The sequence below is a fragment of the Pseudomonas putida genome (genome assembly GCA_041879295.1).
Taxonomy (GTDB): Bacteria; Pseudomonadota; Gammaproteobacteria; order Pseudomonadales; family Pseudomonadaceae; genus Aquipseudomonas; species Aquipseudomonas putida_Y.
Genome location: CP047152.1, coordinates 2,932,817 through 2,951,531 on the forward strand (window position 1 = coordinate 2,932,817; position 18,715 = coordinate 2,951,531).

17 protein-coding genes are annotated in these 18,715 nt (G+C 62.9%); 3 read left to right on the plus strand and 14 right to left on the minus strand.

Annotation, left to right across the window (positions count from 1 at the left end; genetic code table 11):
* The first annotated feature begins 60 nt into the window (after window positions 1-60).
* Both GST84_13245 and nemA read left to right on the plus strand, forming a co-directional pair.
* The gene (locus GST84_13245) at window positions 61-1,071 is read left to right on the plus strand and encodes an aldo/keto reductase (GenBank protein XGB13283.1); all 1,011 of its coding nucleotides are present in this window, start codon (window positions 61-63) and stop codon (window positions 1,069-1,071) included.
* Between the two features lie 95 nt (window positions 1,072-1,166).
* Window positions 1,167-2,264, plus strand: coding sequence for an N-ethylmaleimide reductase (nemA, locus tag GST84_13250; protein ID XGB13284.1), 1,098 nt, complete (start codon window positions 1,167-1,169; stop codon window positions 2,262-2,264).
* Between the two features lie 42 nt (window positions 2,265-2,306).
* On the opposite strand, the gene GST84_13255 is transcribed toward nemA, so the two are convergent.
* The 14 genes from GST84_13255 to hisN form a co-directional block, all read right to left on the minus strand.
* The gene (locus GST84_13255) at window positions 2,307-3,287 is read right to left on the minus strand and encodes an MsnO8 family LLM class oxidoreductase (protein XGB13285.1); all 981 of its coding nucleotides are present in this window, start codon (window positions 3,285-3,287) and stop codon (window positions 2,307-2,309) included.
* 100 nt (window positions 3,288-3,387) lie between these two features.
* Window positions 3,388-4,299 (minus strand): LysR family transcriptional regulator, encoded by a 912-nt coding sequence (locus GST84_13260; protein ID XGB13286.1) that lies wholly within the window; start codon window positions 4,297-4,299, stop codon window positions 3,388-3,390.
* A 68-nt stretch (window positions 4,300-4,367) separates the two neighbouring features.
* The gene (locus tag GST84_13265) at window positions 4,368-5,447 is read right to left on the minus strand and encodes a metal-dependent hydrolase (GenBank protein XGB13287.1); all 1,080 of its coding nucleotides are present in this window, start codon (window positions 5,445-5,447) and stop codon (window positions 4,368-4,370) included.
* A 74-nt stretch (window positions 5,448-5,521) separates the two neighbouring features.
* Window positions 5,522-6,772, minus strand: a complete 1,251-nt coding sequence (locus GST84_13270; protein XGB13288.1) for an outer membrane porin, OprD family — start codon at window positions 6,770-6,772, stop codon at window positions 5,522-5,524.
* A gap of 54 nt (window positions 6,773-6,826) precedes the next feature.
* The gene (gene benE / locus GST84_13275; protein ID XGB13289.1) at window positions 6,827-8,026 is read right to left on the minus strand and encodes a benzoate/H(+) symporter BenE family transporter; all 1,200 of its coding nucleotides are present in this window, start codon (window positions 8,024-8,026) and stop codon (window positions 6,827-6,829) included.
* Between the two features lie 146 nt (window positions 8,027-8,172).
* Window positions 8,173-9,087, minus strand: coding sequence for a catechol 1,2-dioxygenase (gene catA / locus GST84_13280; GenBank protein ID XGB13290.1), 915 nt, complete (start codon window positions 9,085-9,087; stop codon window positions 8,173-8,175).
* Between the two features lie 29 nt (window positions 9,088-9,116).
* Window positions 9,117-10,445: an MFS transporter gene (locus GST84_13285; protein ID XGB13291.1), complete on the minus strand. Its 1,329-nt coding sequence runs from the start codon at window positions 10,443-10,445 to the stop codon at window positions 9,117-9,119.
* Between the two features lie 57 nt (window positions 10,446-10,502).
* The gene (locus GST84_13290) at window positions 10,503-11,264 is read right to left on the minus strand and encodes a 1,6-dihydroxycyclohexa-2,4-diene-1-carboxylate dehydrogenase (GenBank protein XGB13292.1); all 762 of its coding nucleotides are present in this window, start codon (window positions 11,262-11,264) and stop codon (window positions 10,503-10,505) included.
* 194 nt (window positions 11,265-11,458) lie between these two features.
* On the minus strand, window positions 11,459-12,469 hold the full coding sequence (locus GST84_13295; protein ID XGB13293.1) for a 2Fe-2S iron-sulfur cluster binding domain-containing protein: 1,011 nt from the start codon (window positions 12,467-12,469) through the stop codon (window positions 11,459-11,461).
* A gap of 72 nt (window positions 12,470-12,541) precedes the next feature.
* Window positions 12,542-13,027, minus strand: coding sequence for a benzoate 1,2-dioxygenase small subunit (gene benB, locus GST84_13300; GenBank protein ID XGB13294.1), 486 nt, complete (start codon window positions 13,025-13,027; stop codon window positions 12,542-12,544).
* The gene (gene benA, locus GST84_13305) at window positions 13,024-14,382 is read right to left on the minus strand and encodes a benzoate 1,2-dioxygenase large subunit (GenBank protein XGB13295.1); all 1,359 of its coding nucleotides are present in this window, start codon (window positions 14,380-14,382) and stop codon (window positions 13,024-13,026) included. Before benA ends, benB begins: the two co-directional genes overlap by 4 nt.
* A 159-nt stretch (window positions 14,383-14,541) precedes the next feature.
* The gene (locus tag GST84_13310) at window positions 14,542-15,498 is read right to left on the minus strand and encodes a helix-turn-helix domain-containing protein (GenBank protein XGB13296.1); all 957 of its coding nucleotides are present in this window, start codon (window positions 15,496-15,498) and stop codon (window positions 14,542-14,544) included.
* 299 nt (window positions 15,499-15,797) lie between these two features.
* Window positions 15,798-16,529 carry a hypothetical protein gene (locus GST84_13315; protein ID XGB13297.1) on the minus strand — a complete coding sequence of 244 codons (732 nt, stop codon included), beginning with the start codon at window positions 16,527-16,529 and terminating at the stop codon, window positions 15,798-15,800.
* A 188-nt stretch (window positions 16,530-16,717) separates the two neighbouring features.
* Window positions 16,718-17,509 (minus strand): histidinol-phosphatase, encoded by a 792-nt coding sequence (gene hisN / locus GST84_13320; GenBank protein ID XGB13298.1) that lies wholly within the window; start codon window positions 17,507-17,509, stop codon window positions 16,718-16,720.
* Window positions 17,510-17,634: 125 nt separating this feature from the next.
* Between hisN and GST84_13325 the strand changes: the two genes are divergently transcribed.
* The gene (locus GST84_13325) at window positions 17,635-18,525 is read left to right on the plus strand and encodes a universal stress protein (GenBank protein ID XGB13299.1); all 891 of its coding nucleotides are present in this window, start codon (window positions 17,635-17,637) and stop codon (window positions 18,523-18,525) included.
* Window positions 18,526-18,715 lie beyond the last annotated feature (190 nt).

The following is an 18,715-nucleotide window of genomic DNA, read 5'->3' on the forward strand; positions in this document are numbered from 1 at the left end:
AATGCATCCAGGTTGTGTGTAAAACAGGCAGGTCAGCTGACTGCATAAGGACCCACGCGCATGATCTACCGCCCCCTCGGCCACAGTGGCCTGCAGGTTTCCGCCCTTACCCTGGGCAGCATGATGTTCGGCGAGCAGACCCGTACCGAGGATGCCCTGCGCATCATCGACAAGGCCTGGGACCAAGGCATCAACTTCATCGACACCGCCGACGTTTACAACGCCGGGCGCTCGGAAGAAATCGTCGGTGAAGCCGTGGCGCGCCATCGCCATGACTGGGTCATCGCCAGCAAGGTCGGCTTCGGCCCGGCCGACGGCCTGCCCAACCGCAGCGGGTTGTCGCGCAAGCACATCTTCAATGCCGTGGATGCCACACTGACCCGCATGGGCATGGACTATCTGGACATCTATTACCTGCACCGCGAAGACCACAAGGTACCGCTGGAGGAGACCGTGCAGGCCATTGGCGACTTGTTGCGCCAGGGCAAGATCCGCTACTGGGGGGTGTCCAATTTCCGTGGTTGGCGCATTGCCGAGGTCTGCCATGTTGCCGAGCGCCTTGGTGTGCCCAGGCCGGTAGTCAGCCAGCCGCTGTACAACATCGTCAACCGCCAGGCCGAGCCCGAACAGCTCACGGCCGCCGCCGCCCATGGTCTGGGCGTCGTACCCTTCAGCCCGCTGGCCCGGGGCGTGCTCAGCGGCAAGTATGCGCCGGGCGCGGTGCCGGACGCCGGCAGCCGCGCAGGGCGGCAGGACAAACGCATCATGGAAGTGGAGTGGCGCCAGGAGTCGCTGACCATTGCCCGGCAGATTCAGACGTACGCAGAGGCCAAGGGGGTGGGTATTGTCGAATTCGCCATTGCCTGGGTGTTGAATAACCAATGGGTCAGTTCGGCGATTGTCGGGCCGCGGACCGAGGAACAGTGGGATACCTATGGCGGCGCATTGGCGGTGAAGATTACCGCGGAGGATGAGGCGTTCATCGATTCGTTGGTGACGCCAGGGCATGCGTCCACGCCGGGCTTCAATGACGTGGCGCATTATGTGAGTGGGCGGCTGGCGCGCAGCTGACGCATTGGGGAGCCCTGAGCCGGGCTCCCGGTCCCCCCTTTCCCCAATCACCTCGGTATCGTGCGCACCATTGGTTTTCCACCTCTGGAGCTGCAATGAAACTCTTGCAACCGCTGCAAATCGGCCCCCTCACCCTGCCCAACCGTGTATTCATGGCCCCCCTCACCCGCCTGCGCAGCCTGGAGCCGGGTGATGTACCCACCGCGCTGATGGCCGAGTACTACCGTCAGCGCGCCAGTGCTGGCCTGATTATCACTGAAGCCACGCAAATCTCCTTCCAGGCCAAGGGCTATTCTGGCTCGCCCGGCATTCACAGCGCCGAACAGATCGCTGCCTGGAAGCACATCAACCAAGGCATCCATGCCGATGGCGGCCACAGCGCCGTGCAGGTGTGGCACACCGGGCGGGTGTCGCATACCTCGCTGCAACCTGGCGGCGAGGCCCCCGTGGCCCCTTCGGCGCTGCCGGCGGACGCACGCACCACCCTGCGTGATGCGCAAGGCAACCTGACGCGCGTGGAAACCTCCGCACCCCGGGCACTCAGCGAAGCGGAGATCGCTGGCATCGTCGCCGACTTTGGCCAGGCCGCGATCAACGCCTGTGAAGCCGGCTTCGACTTCATCGAGTTGCACGCCGCCCACGGTTACCTGCTGCACCAGTTCCTCACCCCCAGTGCCAACCAGCGCGAAGACCGCTACGGCGGCAGCGTTGAAAACCGTGCGCGCATTGTGCTGGAGGCGGTGGACGCGGCCATTGCCAACTGGAGCGCCGACCGGGTCGGTATTCGTGTGTTCCCGTTGGGTGGTTTCAATGGTGTGGACAATGGCGAAGACCAGGAGGCCGCCGGCCTGTACCTGATCCGCGAACTGGCCAAGCGCAACCTCGCCTACCTGCACCTGTCCGAGCCGGACTGGGCCGGCGGCAAGCCACTGCGTGACGAGTTCCGCCAGGCCATTCGCGCCGCCTACCCCGGGGTGATCATTGCGGCCGGTGCCTATACCGCCGAGAAAGGCGAAGACCTCATCGGGCGGGGTTTGATCGATGCCGTGGCGTTCGGGCGCGCCTACATTGCCAACCCCGACCTGGTGGAGCGTCTGCGGCTGCAAGCGCCGTTGAATGAGCACCGGGCGAAGTTCGATTATGCCAATGGGCCTGAAGGGTATACGGATTATCCGTTCCTGAAGCAGGCTTGATGCAAAAACGGGCGCTCTTGCGGGCGCCCGTTTTTTTTCGTGTCAGCCCAGTTCAGCCAACGCCTGCGCTGCATAGGCATGTGACCGCTGCCGCGCCAGCGGGTCATGGATGCGGCAGTCGATCATCAGCTCGTCCGCCCCGGTCTGCTCAATCAGCGAGCGCAGCCCTTCCCTCACCCGTTCAGGCCCTCCGGCTACGGTGCAGGCCATCACCTGCTCGAGCACGGCGCGCTCGTGGTCCGGCAAGCGTTCGATGTAACCCTCTTGCGGCTTGGGCAGCAAGCCAAAGCGCCCGACATGCAGGTCCAGCATCCACTTGCGGTGGGAGCTGGCCAGGTAGTCCGCCTCAGCATCGCTGACAGCGGCGAACAGGTTCATGCCAACCATCACATACGGTTTGGCCAGTTGCGCGGAAGGCTGGAAGTTGGCGCGGTAATGGGCAATGGCCTGCAGCAGGTAACGCGGGGCAAAGTGCGAGGCGAAGGCATAAGGCAGGCCCAGCTTCGCCGCCAGGTCAGCACCGAACAGGCTGGAACCGAGGATCCACACCGGCACATCGTGCGCACCCGGTACGCCGCGCACCCGGCGTTTGCCGTTGTCCGCCAGGTAATCACGCAGCTCGGCAATGTCCTGGCTGAAATCTCGCTCTGGCGCGGCGCCGCGCAATGCACGCACGGTCGGCCCGGACGTGCCTGGCGCACGGCCCAGGCCCAGGTCGATACGGCCCGGGTGCAATGTATCGAGGGTGCCAAACTGTTCGGCCACCACCAACGGCGCATGGTTGGGCAGCATGATGCCGCCAGCCCCAACACGAATGTGTCGGGTGGCATTGGCGATTTCGTTGATCACCAGCGAAGTGGCAGCCGAGCCAATGCCCGGCATGTCATGGTGCTCGGCGATCCAGTAGCGGCTGTAGTGCTGTTGCTCGACATGCCGCGCCAGCTGGCGGGATTCTTCGATCGCATCGGCGAAGGTCTTGCCTTCGCCGATCATGACCAGATCCAGTACGGACAGTGCAGTCATGGGGTCTCCAGAGGGATTATCAATGGCTGCCAGTTTCCATGCTGCGCCGCCAGCGATAAACCCAGTTTCAGGCCCGGCATAGGGGCCTGGCATTCCCCAATCAGTATTCCCAAGGCACGCCCGGCTCCCAGCTGGCCACCAACAAGTCGATGAAGCCGCGTACCCGAGGGGACAGGTGGCGCTTGCTTGGGTAGACGATGCGAATGGGGTCTGCCGGGGGGCGGTAGGCGTGCAGTACCTCCACCAGATTGCCAGCGCGCAGGTCGTCACCGGTGATATAGGTAGGCAGGTGAATCAGACCGAAACCGGCCCGGGCGCCGTCAAGCATGGCCTCGGAACTGTCGATGTTCAGCCGCCCGGGATCTTCGCACAGGTGCAGCCCCGCTTCTGTGTGAAAGCGCCAGGGCATGGCCTTCTCGCCCGCCAGGAAGGCAATCTTGTCATGGCCATAGAGGTCGCCGGGCATCTGCGGCACACCGCGCTTCTCCAGATACGCAGGCGATGCACAGGTCACGAACTGCTGCCAGGCGACGGTGCGCGTCAGCAATTGCGAGTCTTCCTTAGGTGCACCGATGCGCACGGCCACGTCCACGCCCTCTTCGACCAGATCAACGAAACGGTCGGTGAAGCGGATATCCGCCCGCAGTTCGGGCCATTGCTTGAGGTACTGGTCGAGGATAGGCAATACATGGCGCTGCCCGAGCGACAGCGGTGCGGTCAGGCGCAGGGTGCCAGTGGGCTTGCCGCGGCGCAGGGCCATGGTGCTTTCGACCTCGTCCAGGTCATCCAGAATCTGCCGCCAGCGCTCGAACGCCACCAGGCCTTCATCGGTCAGGCTCAGCTTGCGCGTAGTGCGGTTGAGCAGGCGCACCGCCATGCGGGCTTCCAGGCGGGCGATGCTCTTGCCCACCGCTGAACGCGTCAGGCCCAGGCTGGCAGCCGCAGCTGTGAAGCTGCCGGCCTTCGCGGCGCTGACGAAAGCGGCGATGTCGCCGAAGCGGTTGGGTTCCATGGTGTTTTCCTGACGCTGATCGAACCGCCATAGATGGGTGCGATTTCAGGCAATGCAAGGTTCCTGATCTAGTGGGGCTGCCTTGCAGCTTCCGTCTGCCCGAGGTAGCGATCGGTCCAGTTAGCCAGCGGCAGTGGCGGCTGCTGGTCGACAATGCGTCGCCAGATAAGCATCAGCTCTTGAGCGTTGAACAGCGAGCCAGGCCCGCTGCCTCGCCACGGCGAAGGTACACCGACCATCCACTGCCCTTGATGATCGCGCTGAGCCATGTTGAAACGGAAGGTGTAATTCCCCGGGATACCCATGCGCAGGTCGGTGACCACCAGTGCGTCGCCAATCTGGTCATAACGCAGCCAGTCATCGGTGAACCAGCGCAAGCGCTGGTGCAAAGGGTCATTGTTCAGTGCTTGCGCCAGTTCCAGATTGCGCGACAAGCGTTGCATTTCGGGGGGGTGCTGGTCGAGCACGCTGCTGATGCCTTCGTAATAATCACCATCCGGGGTCTTGGCCAACACCCGCCAGACCAGGCTGTTGAATGCCATCGGCACGGCACGCACCTCGCTCACGACGATACCTTGCTGGTCCAGTGCCGACTGGAAACGCTGCTCGGCAGCCATGCGCCCCGCCAGGCCGAAACCCAGGTAGCAGGTACTGAACACCAGGGCCATGGTCAGCAGGCGGGTAGCCCTGCGGGTCACGCCCTTCATGAGGGTGAAGACCACCGCAGCCAGCAGCGGCACGGTGTAGACCGGGTCGATAATGAACACCGCCGCCCAGCTTTCAGGGGTGGTGTGCAAAGGCCAGAACAACTGCGTGCCGTAAACCGTGAAGGCGTCGAGCACCGGATGGGTTACCAATACCAGCCAGAACGCCAAAAAAAGCCTGGGCAAGGTATACCCCTTTCCGGGCCAGCGCTTGTTGACCAGCCAGGCCAACAGCAAGGCCAGGCCGGTGAGCACGAACAACGAGTGGGAGAAGCCGCGATGATAAGTCATCTGCGACACCGGGTCGGCATAGCGAATGATCACATCCAGGTCCGGCAGCGTGCCCAGTGCTGCACCGTACAGCAGCGAGCGTCGGCCCTGGATGCGCCCGAGCACGGTCCCTTGCAGCGCCGCGCCAAGTACGGCTTGGGTGATGGAGTCCAAGGTGGGGATTCCTGAAAGAGTCGTTTCCGCACGCTACCCCCATACACCCCTGATGCGCAATTCTCCTGAATGGCTCAGAACAGCTGCCAGGTGTACACCAGCGTCAGGCGGTTCTCGTCGATATCACTGCGGTAGTTGGAGCGCGCCATGGCATTCCTCACCCGAATCCCCAACCCTTTCAGTGCCCCGCTCTGCACCGCATAGCCGATATCCAGATCACGCTCGCGATCACGCCCCTCGTAACCCAGCCCGGTATCGACATTGTTACCGGTTATGTAGCGCACGGTCGCTGTCAGGCCCGGCACGCCCATGGCGGCGAAGTTGTAGTCGTAACGCACCTGGTACGAGCGTTCGTCGGTGTAGGCAAACTCATAGGTCGGCACTTCGTTGCCCAGCGGCGAGATGTTGGCGAATACCCGTGGGAACGGGCTATCGCCATAAATGCCCTGGTAGCCGGCATGGAAGCTGTGCCCGCCGTGCCGGGCAGTGAACAGCGAGAAGAACGCCTGGTTGTCGATGTTGCCCAGCAGCGCATCGCCTTGCTCACGCGCGGTGAAATAACCCAGGTTGGCGCTGAGTACCCAGTCCCCGACGGGTTTGCTGTGCTTCAGGCCAACGAAGCCTTGTTGGTAGATGTCCTCCAGCTGACCGTACCAAAGGCTGAGGCTGCTCTGGTTGGCATTGAACGCATAGTCCCCACCCACATAGTTGAACGCGTCGCTTTCGGCCTGCCGCATCGGCACATGGCCAAGCATCGCGTTCATCTTGCCGTCGCCGCCTTCGTTGCGCAGGTGGGTGCTTTTCAAGTGCCCGGCCTGCACGGTCAGCCCGTCGATTTCAGACGAACTCAAACTCACGCCCTGATAGGTGGGTGGCAACAGGCGAATATCACTGAAGGTCAGCACCGGCAGGTTCGGTTGCAGTTCACCTGCACGCAGTTCGGTTTTTGATATCCGGGCCTTGAAGGTCGGCGCCAGGCGGCTGTACTCATCGGCAGCACGGCCGTCGCCATGCACCGGCAACAGGCCGGTATTGGCGCGGTCTGGACTGCTGTCCAGCTTGATCCCCAGCAACCCCAGGGCGTCCACGCCAAAGCCGACCGGGCCCGGGGTGTAGCCACTTTTGAAGTCGAGGATGAAACCCTGGGCCCACTCCTCGGCCTTGGACTGTTTGTTGGCCCCGACAATGTCGGAGAAATCGCGGCTGAAGTAGTAGTTACGGGCACTCAGGGTGGCCTTCGAATCCTCGAAGAAGCCGCCTTCGGCAGCCAGCAGTGGCTGGCTGAGCAATGTCAGGCCCAGGGCAACGCAAGGGGTGTGGTTCATTCCGAAGCTCTCTTGATCTTGTTTTTATGGGTAAAGCGTTGGAAACACGGCAGTTCATGGGGTACGGCGCAGCACCTCCCGGGCACGTGGTTGGCGCAGCCTCAGCAGCGCGTGCGCCAGCAGGCCGAACAGCAGCCCCCAGAACGCTGCCGACAGGCCCAGGAAAGCCACCCCCGAAGCGGTGACCAGGAAGGTGAACAGCCCGGCGTCGCGCTCGGCCGGTTCTGCCAGACTGCGGACCAAGGCTTCGCTGATGGCGCCATACAGGGCCAAACCGGCCAAGGCCGCGATCAGTACGGCGGGAAAGGCGGCGAACAGCGACATCAAGGTGGCCCCGGCAATGCCCAGCAGCAGATACAACACACTGCCAGCCACCGCTGCCACATAACGCCGTTGGGGGTTTTCATGGGCTTCCTGGCCGGTGCACAGGCTGGCGGTAACCGCCGCCAGGTTCAGCCCGTGGCAACCGAACGGCGCCAGTAGCGCCCCAGCCAGGGCACTGGCGCTGATCAGCGGGCTGGCCGGCGTGACGTAGCCAGCGTTGCGCAGTACCGCCATACCCGGCATGAATTGCCCGGTCAGCGCCACCAGCACCATCGGCAGCGCCAGACTGAATACCGCCGACAGGCTGAACTGGGGGGTGATCCACTGGGGTGAGGCCAGTTCCAGCACCAGTACTTCGCTGCGCAACGTACCGCTGGCCACGGTCACCAGCATGCCCACGCCCAGCACCGCAGCCACGGCATAGCGCGGCTGCACCCGACGCATCAGCACGTAGGTGACGAACATCGCCAGTACCAGCAGCGGTTGCACCGGCAAGGCGCGGAACACCTCGATGCCAAAACTGAACAGGATCCCGGCCTGCATACCGGCAGCGATAGAACCCGGCAGGCGCGCGATGATGCGGTCGAAGGCCCCGCTGATGCCGATCAGCAGCAGGACCAGGTTGGCCACCAGGTAGGCGCCCACGGCCTGCGCCAGGCCCAGTTGCGGCAAGGCGGTGACCAACAGCGCCGACCCCGGGATCGACCAGGCGATCACTACCGGCACGCGGTAGCGCAGGCTGAGCAGCGCACCGAGTACGGCACTGCCCATGGACACGGCCCAAACCCAGGACGACAACTGCTGGTGCGACAGGCCGGCCGCTTCGGCGGCGTGGAAAATGATCACCAACGGGCCGGCGTAGGAGATCGTGGTGGCAATGCAGCCGGCGACAATGGCCGATACAGAGCAGTCTTTGATCAGCGTTTTCATGAAGCGTCTCGCAAGGCAGCGGCCGGCCTTTGTGGCGGGCTCTTGTTTGGGTGTTGGCTGCTTCGCGGGCATGCCCGCTCCCACAGGTGAAGCCTGTGTAGTCGTTGTGGGAGCGGGCAAGCCCGCGAAACAGCCCACTCGGTGGATCAGGCCTCCTGCAAAGCCCGCGGCCGCCCGCTGCGCTGCTCATCGGCACCGCCCTGGGCCTGCTGCAACTGGAAGTCGAACTTCAGCTCGGCATGCCGACCCTCCGGCCCTTCGACGAACACCACCTCCCCGACCAGCCCGTCCCGTGTGGCATAGGCAAAGTCATCCCACAGGTACTTGTCCCCCGACAGGTTTATCTGCGTGGTCAGGTGCCGGTACCCTGGCGCCGATATAAAGAAGTGCACATGCGCCGGGCGCTGGCCATGACGGCCCAGCAGGTCCAGGCATTCCTGGGTTGGCCCCTGCGGGTCGCAGCCATAGCCCGATGGCACGATGGAGCGCGCGCGGTAGCGCCCCTGAGCATCGGTAACGATGCGCCGACGCAGGTTGTACGCCGACTGGCTTTGGTCGAAGAACGAATAGGTACCACGGGTGTTGGCATGCCACAGGTCGACCGTGGCACCCGGTAGCGGGTGTCCGTGCGGGTCCAGCACCTGGCCTTCCAGGAACATCACCGTGGCGACGCCCTCCTCGCTGCCGTCGTCCATGCGCACTTCACCTTGGGCAATCGGTGCGCCAGCCACGTACAACGGGCCTTCGATGGTGCGTGGAGTACCGCCAACCCGCCCTGCCTCGTGGTCCTTGGCATCCTGCAGCAGGTCAAGGAAGTGTTCGAGGCCCAGCCCCGCCACCAGCAGCCCGGCCTCGCCGCGACCGCCCAGGCGGTTGAGGTAGTCGACGGCGTGCCAGAACTCGTCTTCGCTGATGTCCAGGTCTTCGATCAGCCGCGCGGTGTCCTGCAGCAGGCGCTGCACGATGCGTTTGAGGCGTGGGTTGCCGGCCGCATTACCAAAGCCTGCGGCCTCCTCGAAGAACTGCTGTATCTCGGCAGTATGGGAAATGTTCACGGTCATGGGGGTTACCTCGTCTTGTTCTGTTCGGTTCAGGCCTGCGCCGCCAGGGCCTGGGCGTGGCGCCGACCACTGGCCAGGTGCACGGCCATGGCCAGCGCGGCGATGGCGCCAGGGATGGCAAAGGCAATGAAATTGAGTTGCAGTGGCAAGTTGATGCCCATCAACGCACCGCCCAGCAGCGGGCCGACGATGGCGCCATTACGGCCGATGCCCGAGGCCCAGCCCAGACCGGTAGAGCGCACCGACAGGCCGTACATCTGCGCAGCGCCTGCATACAGCAGGATCTGCGTACCAATGGTGGTGGCGCCGGCAATGAAGATCAGCAGGTACAGCACCGGCATCGGGCTGTTCACCCCCAGCAGGCTGATCGACAGTGCGGCGGCAATGAAGAACGCCACCTTCACCTTGACCAGGTTGTAGCGGTCGCCCAGCCAGCCGCCGAGGATTGCCCCGGCCATGCCGCCAAAGTTCAGTGCCAGCAGGAATGACAGGCTTGAGCCCAGGCTGTAGCCGGCGTTGGCCATCAGCTTGGGCAGCCAGGAGCTCAGGGCGTAGACCATCAGCAGGCAGCAGAAGAACGCAACCCACAGCGCCAGGGTGCGAATCGCCAGGCCATTGCGGAACAGTTCCAGCACCGAAGCGCTGCTGCCTTTGCGGTCGGCCGCCTGAAGCACATCATCGGCCTGGACATCGCAGTCCGGGTCCAGCCGCTTGAGTAGCGTGCGTGCTTCCTCGATACGGCCTTGGCGCACCAGGAAGCCGATGGATTCAGGCAGGTAGTAAAGAATCACCGGTAACAGCAGCAGTGGCACAGCGGCGGCAAAGAACATCGACTCCCAGCCAAAACGCGGCAGCATGAAAATGCCGACACCTGCCGAAAGCATGCCGCCTAGCGAATAGCCACTGAACATGATCGCCACCAGCGTGCTGCGCAGGCGCTTGGGCGCGTATTCGTTCATCAGTGCCACGGCGTTGGGCATCAGGCCGCCACAGCCCAGGCCGGCGATGAAGCGGTAGATGCCAAACTCGCTCGGGCTGCTGGCAAAGCCGTTGAGGATAGTCGCCCCCGAAAACAAGGCGAAACAGATGGCAATGCCCTTCTTGCGCCCGATACGGTCGGCCAGGCTGCCAAAGGCCAGGGCGCCGAACATCATGCCGAACAGCGCATAGCTGCCCAGTGCACCGGCCTGCAACGGGGTCAGCCCCCACTCTTTCATGATGACCGGCAGTACCACACCGTAGATGAACAGGTCATAGCCGTCGAAAATCAGTAGCAGGCCGCACCAGGCCATGACCATCCAGTGAAACGAGGTAAAGCGCGCATTGTCGATGATCGGGTGTACGTCAAGGGTTCGCATGGCATCTGTCGCTCTTGTTTTTGTTGTGAAAGAAAGCTTTTGCCTTGAGGTTGCAGTTCAGCCGAGATCGCCGCCCCCTACCGGCAGGGTCACGCCGGTGATGTACGAGGCTTCGTCGGACGCGAGGAACAGAATGGCCCCCACCTGCTCGTCGATACTGCCGTAGCGGTGCATCAGACTGCTGTCGAGGGTCTGGTCGACGATCTGCTGGTACCAGTGCTTTTCCTGCTCGGTTTGCGCTGCACTGTTGCGCGGTACCCGCCGGGGTGGCGCTTCGGTGCCGCCGGGCGCGGTGGCGTTTACACGGATCCCACGGCCAGCCGTTTCGAAGGCCAGGCAGGCGGTGAGCGCATTGACGCCGCCTTTGGCCGCGCCATAGGGCACACGGTTGACGCCACGGGTGGCGATGGAAGAAACGTTGACGATGACGCCGCTGCCACGTTCAAGCATGTAGGGCAGCGCGGCATGGCAGCACCACAGTGTCGGGAACAGCGAACGGCGCACTTCGGCCTCGATCTGCTCGACATCGTAGTGCTCGAAGGGCTTGGCCCAAATGGTCCCACCTACGTTGTTGACCAGAATGTCGAGGCGCCCAAAGGCTTCCACCGCGCTGGCCATGACCCGGGCGCAGTCGGTGTGTTGCTCCAGGTCGGCGGTGAGGGTAAGCATGCCTTCACCCGCCAGCTCGTGGACCAGTTCGGAACGGTCTACGGCCACCACTTGCGCACCTTCGGCCTTCAGCCGCCAGCACACGCCACGGCCGATGCCTTGTGCAGCACCGGTGACCAGGGCGACCTTGCCTTGGAATCTGTTGTTCATATGCAAATCTCCAGTTCGCGAGAGACCCTGCGGCTGCAACTGTCTTGCTCAAAGCCTGAAAGGCTGCGCGATCACTGTGGAAGCGGGCTTGCCCGCGAACACGGGCGAAGCCCGTGCCATCCACCGCGCAACCTGCTTCGCGGGCTCGCCCGCTCCCACAGGGTCGGCGTATTGCTTTGAATCAGAGGGGGCTGTCAGGCCGCAGCCGCAAACTTCTCGTAGTAGAAGTTGGCCGGGGTAATGCCCTGCTCGCGCACGTACTGGCTGACCGCTTCCACCATGGGTGGCGGCCCGCACAGGTATACGTCCACATCGCCGTCATTGAGGTGGCGTGGCTCGATGTGCTGGGTGACATAGCCCTTCTGCGGGTACTGGCTGTCCGGGTTGGCGACGCAGGCGCTGTAGGTGAAGTTGGGGATACGTGCCGCCAGCGCTTGCAGACGGTCGAGTTCGACCAGGTCGAAGTCGTTGGTCACGCCGTAGATCAGGTGCAGCGGATGCTCACTGCCCTGCTCGGCGATCTTCTCCAGCATCGCAGTGAACGGCGCCAGCCCGGTACCACCGGCCAGCAGCAACAGCGGGCGCTGGATCGGCCGCAGGTAAAAGCTGCCCAACGGCCCGGCCAGGGTCAGGCTGTCGCCAGCCTTGGCAAGGTTGGTCAGGAAGCTGCTCATCAGCCCACCCGGTACGTTGCGGATCAGGAAGCTGACTTCGCCGTCCTTCTGCAGCGAGCTGAACGAATAGGCCCGGCTCTGCTCGCTGCCCGGCACCTTGAGGTTGACGTACTGCCCCGGCAGGAAGGCCAGACGGCTCAGGGCCTCGCCCTTGATCGACAGGGCAATGGTGCTGACCGACAGCTGGCGGACATCGCTGATGGCGGCCTCGAAACTGGCCTGCTCGGTCTTGCACAACTGCGACGAAGCCGGGATGCGGATGACGCAGTCGCTTTCAGCGCGCATCTGGCACGTCAGCACGTAGCCTTCGGCGATTTCGTCTTCGCTCAAGGCGTCTTCGATGAAGTTGTCGCCAAGGTCATAACGACCGGACTCAGCCTTGCACTTACAGGTCCCGCAAGCGCCGTCACGGCAGTCCAGCGGAATGTTTATGCCTTGGCGGTAAGCGGCGTCGGCCACGGTTTCTTGACCGGTGGCTTCAATGAAGCGGGTAACCCCGTCTTCGAAATTCAGTGCGATCTGGTAGCTCATGTTGCACCTCGCGGGCGAGCCGGGCCACGGCGCGTCACAAGACGCACCGGGCAATGCTCGCAAAACCCTGTATCAGATGTGGTAGATGTCGATGACCTGGCGGACGTAGTCGTTCTTCAGCACCACCTTCTTGGCCTTGATCAGCGGCTGCTCGCCGCGCAGGTCGAGGGTGTAGAAGCTGGTGCCGAAGTAACTGTCGGTGGTCTTGTAGCGGAAGCTGAGGGTGTGCCAGTTGAAGCGCACCTGGCAGCTACCCTCGCCCTGCTCGACGATCTCGATGTTGCTGATGTTGTGCGAGGTGCGGGTGTCGGGCACGGTCGCACTGGAGCGCTCGGTCTTGATGCGGAACACGCGGTCTTCCAGGCCGCCACGGTTGCCGTACCAGATCAGTGAGATTTCGCTTTGCGGGTCTTCGGTGAGGGTGTCGTCATCGTCCCAGCTCGGCATCCAGAAGCTGGCATCGCTGGCGTACAGTTCCAGCCACTGGTCCCACTGGGCATCGTCCAGATAGCGCGCTTCGCGGTACAGGAAGTCGCGCACGGTTTCATACAGGCTCATTGCACGGCCTCCACGGGGATCAGCTGCTGTTCGTCCTTGAGGGCCTGGATCATGGTGTCCTGCCAGTACTTGTGCTGCAGCACGAACAGGCCTTCGTCCTCGGTGCGCACGCCCGACAGCAGGGGTTCGAGTTCAATCTCCTTGGCCGCCTCATCGGCACCTTCGACCCAGTGTTTGGCGCCGCGAGACATGTCGTTCCAGCCGGTACCGCCGCCGTAGCCGGTCTGGCACGAGCGGAATTCTTCCAGGTCGTCCGGGGTGGCCATGCCGCTGACGTTGAAGAAGTCTTCGTACTGGCGAATACGCTTTGCACGGGCATCGGCGCTCTCGCCTTTCGGCGCGATGCAGTAGATGGTGATTTCGGTCTTGTTCACCGAAATCGGACGGGCAACGCGGATCTGCGAGCTGAACTGATCCATCAGGTACACGTTGGGGTACAGGCACAGGTTGCGCGAATTTTCGATCATCCAGTCGGCGCGCGCCTGGCCGAAGTCGGCAGCCAATTGGTCGCGGCGTTCATAGGCCGGGCGGTCTTCCGGGTTGGCCCAACGGGTCCACAGCAGCAGGTGGCCGTGGTCGAAGGAATAGAAACCGCCGCCCTGCTTGGCCCAGGCGCCAGCACTCATGGTCTTGATCTCGTCACCCGCCTCGCGCTGCTTGCGCTGGTTCTGGGTGGCAGCGTAGTTCCAGTGCACGGAGCTTACGTGGTAGCCGTCAGCGCCGTTTTCGGCGGTGAGCTTCCAGTTGCCTTCGTAAATGTACGAGCTGGCACCGCGCAGCACTTCCAGGCCTTCAGGCGACTGATCGACGATCATGTCGATGATCTTCGCCGACTCGCCAAGGTGCTCGACCAGCGGCTTCACATCGGCGTTCAGGCTGCCGAACAAAAAACCCCGGTACGACTCGAAGCGTGCCACCTTGGTCAGGTCGTGGGAGCCGTCGCAGTTGAAGCTGTCGGGGTAGCCGGCGTTGCTGGGGTCTTTCACCTTCAGCAGTTTGCCGCTGTTGTTGAACGTCCAGCCGTGGAACGGGCAGGTATAGCTGGAACGGTTGCCGCGCTTGTGCCGGCACAGCATGGCACCGCGGTGGCTGCAGGCGTTGAGGAAGGCATTGAGCTCACCGTCCTTGTTGCGCGCGATGAAAATCGGCTGGCGCCCCATGGTCAGGGTGAGGAAGTCATTCTTCTCGGGGATCTGGCTTTCGTGGGCCAGGTAGATCCAGTTGCCCTCGAAGATGTGTTTCATCTCCAGGTCGAACAGCCGTGGGTCGGTGAACATCTCGCGCTTGCAGCGGTAGATGCCCTTTTCACGGTCGTCCTCGAGCAAGGCATTGAGGTAGTCGAATCCCAGGGACATGGCCAGGGTCTCCCTTGTTATTGTTTAGACCTGGTCAGGTTAGAGGCTGGGATTGGGTCGCAATATCCGGTTTGTGCGGGGTGCTATCCGTTTTGTGCAGGTTGAGGTAACAGGTTCAAGCGTCTCTTCGCGGGCGTACCCGCGAGAGACCGGTACCGTTTAACGCCGGTTGCGCAAGGTTTCGGACGGCAATTCGCCAAACTGCTGTCGATACACCTCGGAGAAGCGCCCGAGGTGCAGAAAACCATAATCCATGGCCAGTTCGGTCACGCTACGTACCGAGCAACTGGCATCGCCCAGGCAGGCACGCACCTGTTCCAGCTTGCGTTGTCGCACGTACTGCTTGGGTGTGGTCTGCAGGTGCCGGTCGAACAGCGCATACAATGAGCGCAGGCTCATGCACGCCTGCTCCGCCAGCGCCTCCGCTGTCAGTTCGAACTTAAGGTTGCGGTCGATGTAGTCGATGATCCGCTCCAGGCTTGCACCCGGTGAGCTGAGGCTCTCACGGCGAATATTGGTGCTCATCAGGGTCAGCAGCTTGCTGGCGACAATCTGGCTGTAATGGCCCTGCACCCTGGGCAGTGAATCGCCCACTTCCGCCTCATGGCAAACCATGGCCAGCAGGTTCACGAAGCCATCCAGCTCATCCAGCCGGTAATGATTGCGCAAGAACCGCACGCCCCCATCAGGCCGCTGCCAGCGCTGTTCATCGCAGATCGAATCCAGCAGCCGGGTTGGCACCTTGAGGATGAACTTCTCGCAGTCTTCCGAGTAAGTCAGGTCAACCGGGTCGTCTGGGTTGATCAGCAGCAGCTCGCCCGGTACCAGGTGCTGCTCGCGCTTGTGCCCGCGCCACAGGCAGTTGCCATTGAGCAAGACTTGCAGGTGGTAGATGGTTTCCAGCGCGGGCGACGTCACGCGAACACTGCCGCCATAGCTGATACGGCACAGGTCGAGCTCGGCGAACTTGCGATGGCTGAGGCTGGCCTGGGGGTGGGTGGTGCGGGACAGACCGATGCAATGCTGGCCAACATGCTGGTTCACATAATCGGACACAGCGTAAGGGTCGGCGTGGTGAAACACGCTACTGCGCTCGCTCAGCAGGCGGCTTTCCATAGGCAAGGCACTCGGTATCGTTATTGTTCTGGTCGCCGCGCCCTACCGTCTTGTCGGCTGTGGTTGCGGTCATCACGGTCATTCTATCGGGCTGGCTGCGCGTCGCAGGGGCAGGCGACAGCCGGCAAACGGGGACACTACAGCAAAAAGGCGGGGGTTGGGCAATGCAACGATGGGATTGGCTGGGCGGATAGCGGACAGGTCCGGCGTCATGCTTGTTCGTTAATCGAACAGTATCTTGCGGTACTCGCGTGGCCTGCACATGGCGGCGGACCAAGCGCTCCTGCAACGACCGTCATTCACTGCACCGGCAGGAAGTTCATCAGCAACAGGCTCTGCGCGTAGTTCAAGCCTATGCGCCGATAACGCTCATCCAGCAACTCGGCCAGCAAGTCCAGCCGCGCGACGATCTTGCCGAACTCAACGGCAAAACTCAGGTTGCTGCCCTCCTCCGAGATCTCGTTCGAGAACAGCAACAGCACCCCGTTGGCATCTTGCCGCTGACTGAGCATCCATGTCGCCTTCTCGATATTGCGCGCAGCGTTGTTGATGAACAGGGGGTCGATGGTATCGGTCATGTAGAACTCGGTACGCCCGCCATGCGCGGTGATCAGCATGCTGCCAATGGCGTAGATGAAGGCGCCGACCCGGTCCCCGCGAAACTCCGGGCTCAGGGCGTAGCTCAATGCCGCCAGGTCACGGCGGTTGCCCAGTTGTGGCAGCGGCCGGCGTTGTTCGATGGCAATGCGGATCTGTCGCTCGGCGGTGGCGGCATCAAGGTAGCCAGACACCTTCCACTGGTTGGGGTTGCGCAGGTACAGCTTGTTCATCAGCAGGTACAGGCTTTGCAAGTTGTCGCGCATCGACAGCGTGGCCAGGCGGTCGACGCTGGTTTGAAACAGCTCGCTGGGTTTGCCGTCGCTGAACTGGCCGACGATGTCACGGCCTTGCTGCTGAGTACAGGCGCACAGGCATGCCAGGGCACCTGTCAGTAGCAGGCGGGGGAGGAAATTCGAGTAGCTTGCAACCATCGGCACCGGGTCGATATTCGGCGGCTGCGCCGGGAGTCAGCGCGGCCTGGCCAAGCATAGAGCCCGAAAATGGGAAAAAGTGCGGTGGCTGGAGAGAACGGAAAAAACCTGTGGCGGCCTCTTCGCGGGTGAACCCGCTCCCACAAGAAGGGACTCGCCCGCGAGAGGCTAGGAGCGACGAACCCGGATCACATGGCGTGGCGCAACATCTCCACCACCTGCGCATGCAGCGCCGGGTCACCGCAGGCCACCACACACCCGCCATTCTGCGCCGAGCTGCCATCCCAGGCCGTGATCACGCCACCCGCCCCTTCGATGATCGGCATCAGCGCCTGTACGTCATACGGCTGAAGGCTCGCTTCAACAATCACGTCGACAAAGCCCGAGGCCAGCATGCAGTAGGCATAGCAATCACCGCCATAACGCATCAACCGCGCCTTGCTGGCGACCGCTTCGAATGCCGCCTTGCGCTCGGCGGTGTCGAACATGTCCGGCGTGGTGCACATCAGTGTGGCGGCAGACAGGCTGGCGCAGGCACGCGTCTTCAGGGGCGTGCCACTGCGCCAGGCGCCTGCCGGGGTACCCACGAAACGTTCGCCGGTGAACGGCTGGTTCATCACGCCCAGCACGGGGCGGGTGCCGTCATTCAGGGCAATCAAGGTGCCCCACAGTGGCAAGCCGGTAATGAACGCCCGGGTGCCGTCGATCGGGTCGAGCACCCAGGTCAGCGGACTGCTGCCCACTGCAACACCGGCCTCTTCACCGAGAATGCCATGTTCGGGATAACGCGCCTGGATCAGCTCACGCATGGCGTCTTCGGCGGCCTTGTCGGCCACGGTCACCGGGTCGTACAGACGCCCGCCCTTGTCCTCGACTTCCAGGCTGGCGCGGAAGTACGGCGCGATCGCTGCAGCGGCAGCATCGGCCATTTGCTCGGCAAAGGCGCGATACTCAACGATCTGTTCAGCACTCAGGGACATGGGACGGGCCTCGTGACAATGATGGGGCACGCATCATACCCGACACATCGCCCCGGTGTACGCTGCGGCAGTCTAGACTGAACATGATCAGGTTACCGGGGGGCTGCCACACGTGGAGGTGTGCGATGAGCCAGTTCAAACGTCTGTTCGTCATGCTGGGCCCGCAAATGCGTCATACGCCTGCGCTGCAACGCGCGGCGGCGTTGGCGGAATCCAGTGGTGCCCTGCTGGATATCAATGTGTTCGTCGACGACGTCGACACCTTTGGCTTGATGAGCGATGGTCGTGAGCGTGAGCGGCTGCTCAGCGACAACCGCCAATGGCTGGCGGATGAGGCGGAACAACTGAGCGATGCCGGCGTGGACGTGTCCACCGAGCTGTTGTTGACCCGCGACCCGCTGGGCAGCGTACTGGAACGGGTCGAACGGCTGGGCTGCGACCTGCTGGTCAAGGACGTACAGCACGAACCCGTACTCAAACGCCTGCTGGTAACGCCGCTGGACTGGCAGTTGCTCAAGGACAGCCCGGTCGCCGTACACCTGGTCAGTGACATTCGCCTGCCCCTGCCACGGCAGATCGCCGCCGCAGTGGACCTGAACAGCCACGGCGCTGGCGAACACCTGGACGAGCAGGTCATCCACTGCGCCCATGACCTGGCCCTGCAGTGCAACGCCGAGCTGCACCTGCTGCATGTGTGCGACGCGGCCAAGACCCACATCGCCGACTTCGGCGCCGGTACGGTCACCATGCCCGGCTTCGATGGCAGCGTGCGAACCGCGCAGCGGGCGGCGTTCAACCGCCTGGGCGACCACCACCAAATTCCGCTGGAGCGCCGGCACTTCCTCGAAGGGGCCGCGATCAGGGCCATTGCCCAGTTCGTCGGCCACAACCGAGTGGACGTAATAGTCATGGGCAGTCATCGCCATGACGCCATGCAGACATTCCTGGGCGGGACAACAGCGCATGTGCTGGAACACCCGCTGTGCAATGTGTTGGCGATCAAGGCTGTTCGCTGAGCTTCAGCAGCCTGCCTTGGGGCCGGGCAGGAATAACCTTGTACATGTGAAGAGGCACTTCCAGCCACGGAGCAGCTTATAACCTGTCGGCCCCTCCGCAGTTCCTGCAGGCACTGTTGTCACTGACGCGTTATCTGCGTTGGTTTCTGGTACACCAGTGCCACTAAAAATGAATGCATTTGATAATGAT

What these genes read in the sequence shown, in the direction of transcription:
- GST84_13255 (XGB13285.1), bottom strand. Translation starts at nt 3,287, where the DNA reads ATGACTGCACTGTCCGTACTGGATCTGGTCATGATCGGCGAAGGCAAG.
- GST84_13295 (XGB13293.1), bottom strand. Translation starts at nt 12,469, where the DNA reads ATGAGCTACCAGATCGCACTGAATTTCGAAGACGGGGTTACCCGCTTC.
- benA (XGB13295.1), bottom strand. Translation starts at nt 14,382, where the DNA reads ATGTCCCTGGGATTCGACTACCTCAATGCCTTGCTCGAGGACGACCGT.
- benE (XGB13289.1), bottom strand. Translation starts at nt 8,026, where the DNA reads ATGAAAACGCTGATCAAAGACTGCTCTGTATCGGCCATTGTCGCCGGC.
- GST84_13270 (XGB13288.1), bottom strand. Translation starts at nt 6,772, where the DNA reads ATGAACCACACCCCTTGCGTTGCCCTGGGCCTGACATTGCTCAGCCAG.
- GST84_13325 (XGB13299.1), top strand. Translation starts at nt 17,635, where the DNA reads ATGAGCCAGTTCAAACGTCTGTTCGTCATGCTGGGCCCGCAAATGCGT.
- GST84_13260 (XGB13286.1), bottom strand. Translation starts at nt 4,299, where the DNA reads ATGGAACCCAACCGCTTCGGCGACATCGCCGCTTTCGTCAGCGCCGCG.
- catA (XGB13290.1), bottom strand. Translation starts at nt 9,087, where the DNA reads ATGACCGTGAACATTTCCCATACTGCCGAGATACAGCAGTTCTTCGAG.
- nemA (XGB13284.1), top strand. Translation starts at nt 1,167, where the DNA reads ATGAAACTCTTGCAACCGCTGCAAATCGGCCCCCTCACCCTGCCCAAC.
- GST84_13285 (XGB13291.1), bottom strand. Translation starts at nt 10,445, where the DNA reads ATGCGAACCCTTGACGTACACCCGATCATCGACAATGCGCGCTTTACC.
- GST84_13315 (XGB13297.1), bottom strand. Translation starts at nt 16,529, where the DNA reads ATGGTTGCAAGCTACTCGAATTTCCTCCCCCGCCTGCTACTGACAGGT.
- GST84_13290 (XGB13292.1), bottom strand. Translation starts at nt 11,264, where the DNA reads ATGAACAACAGATTCCAAGGCAAGGTCGCCCTGGTCACCGGTGCTGCA.
- GST84_13310 (XGB13296.1), bottom strand. Translation starts at nt 15,498, where the DNA reads ATGGAAAGCCGCCTGCTGAGCGAGCGCAGTAGCGTGTTTCACCACGCC.
- hisN (XGB13298.1), bottom strand. Translation starts at nt 17,509, where the DNA reads ATGTCCCTGAGTGCTGAACAGATCGTTGAGTATCGCGCCTTTGCCGAG.
- benB (XGB13294.1), bottom strand. Translation starts at nt 13,027, where the DNA reads ATGAGCCTGTATGAAACCGTGCGCGACTTCCTGTACCGCGAAGCGCGC.
- GST84_13245 (XGB13283.1), top strand. Translation starts at nt 61, where the DNA reads ATGATCTACCGCCCCCTCGGCCACAGTGGCCTGCAGGTTTCCGCCCTT.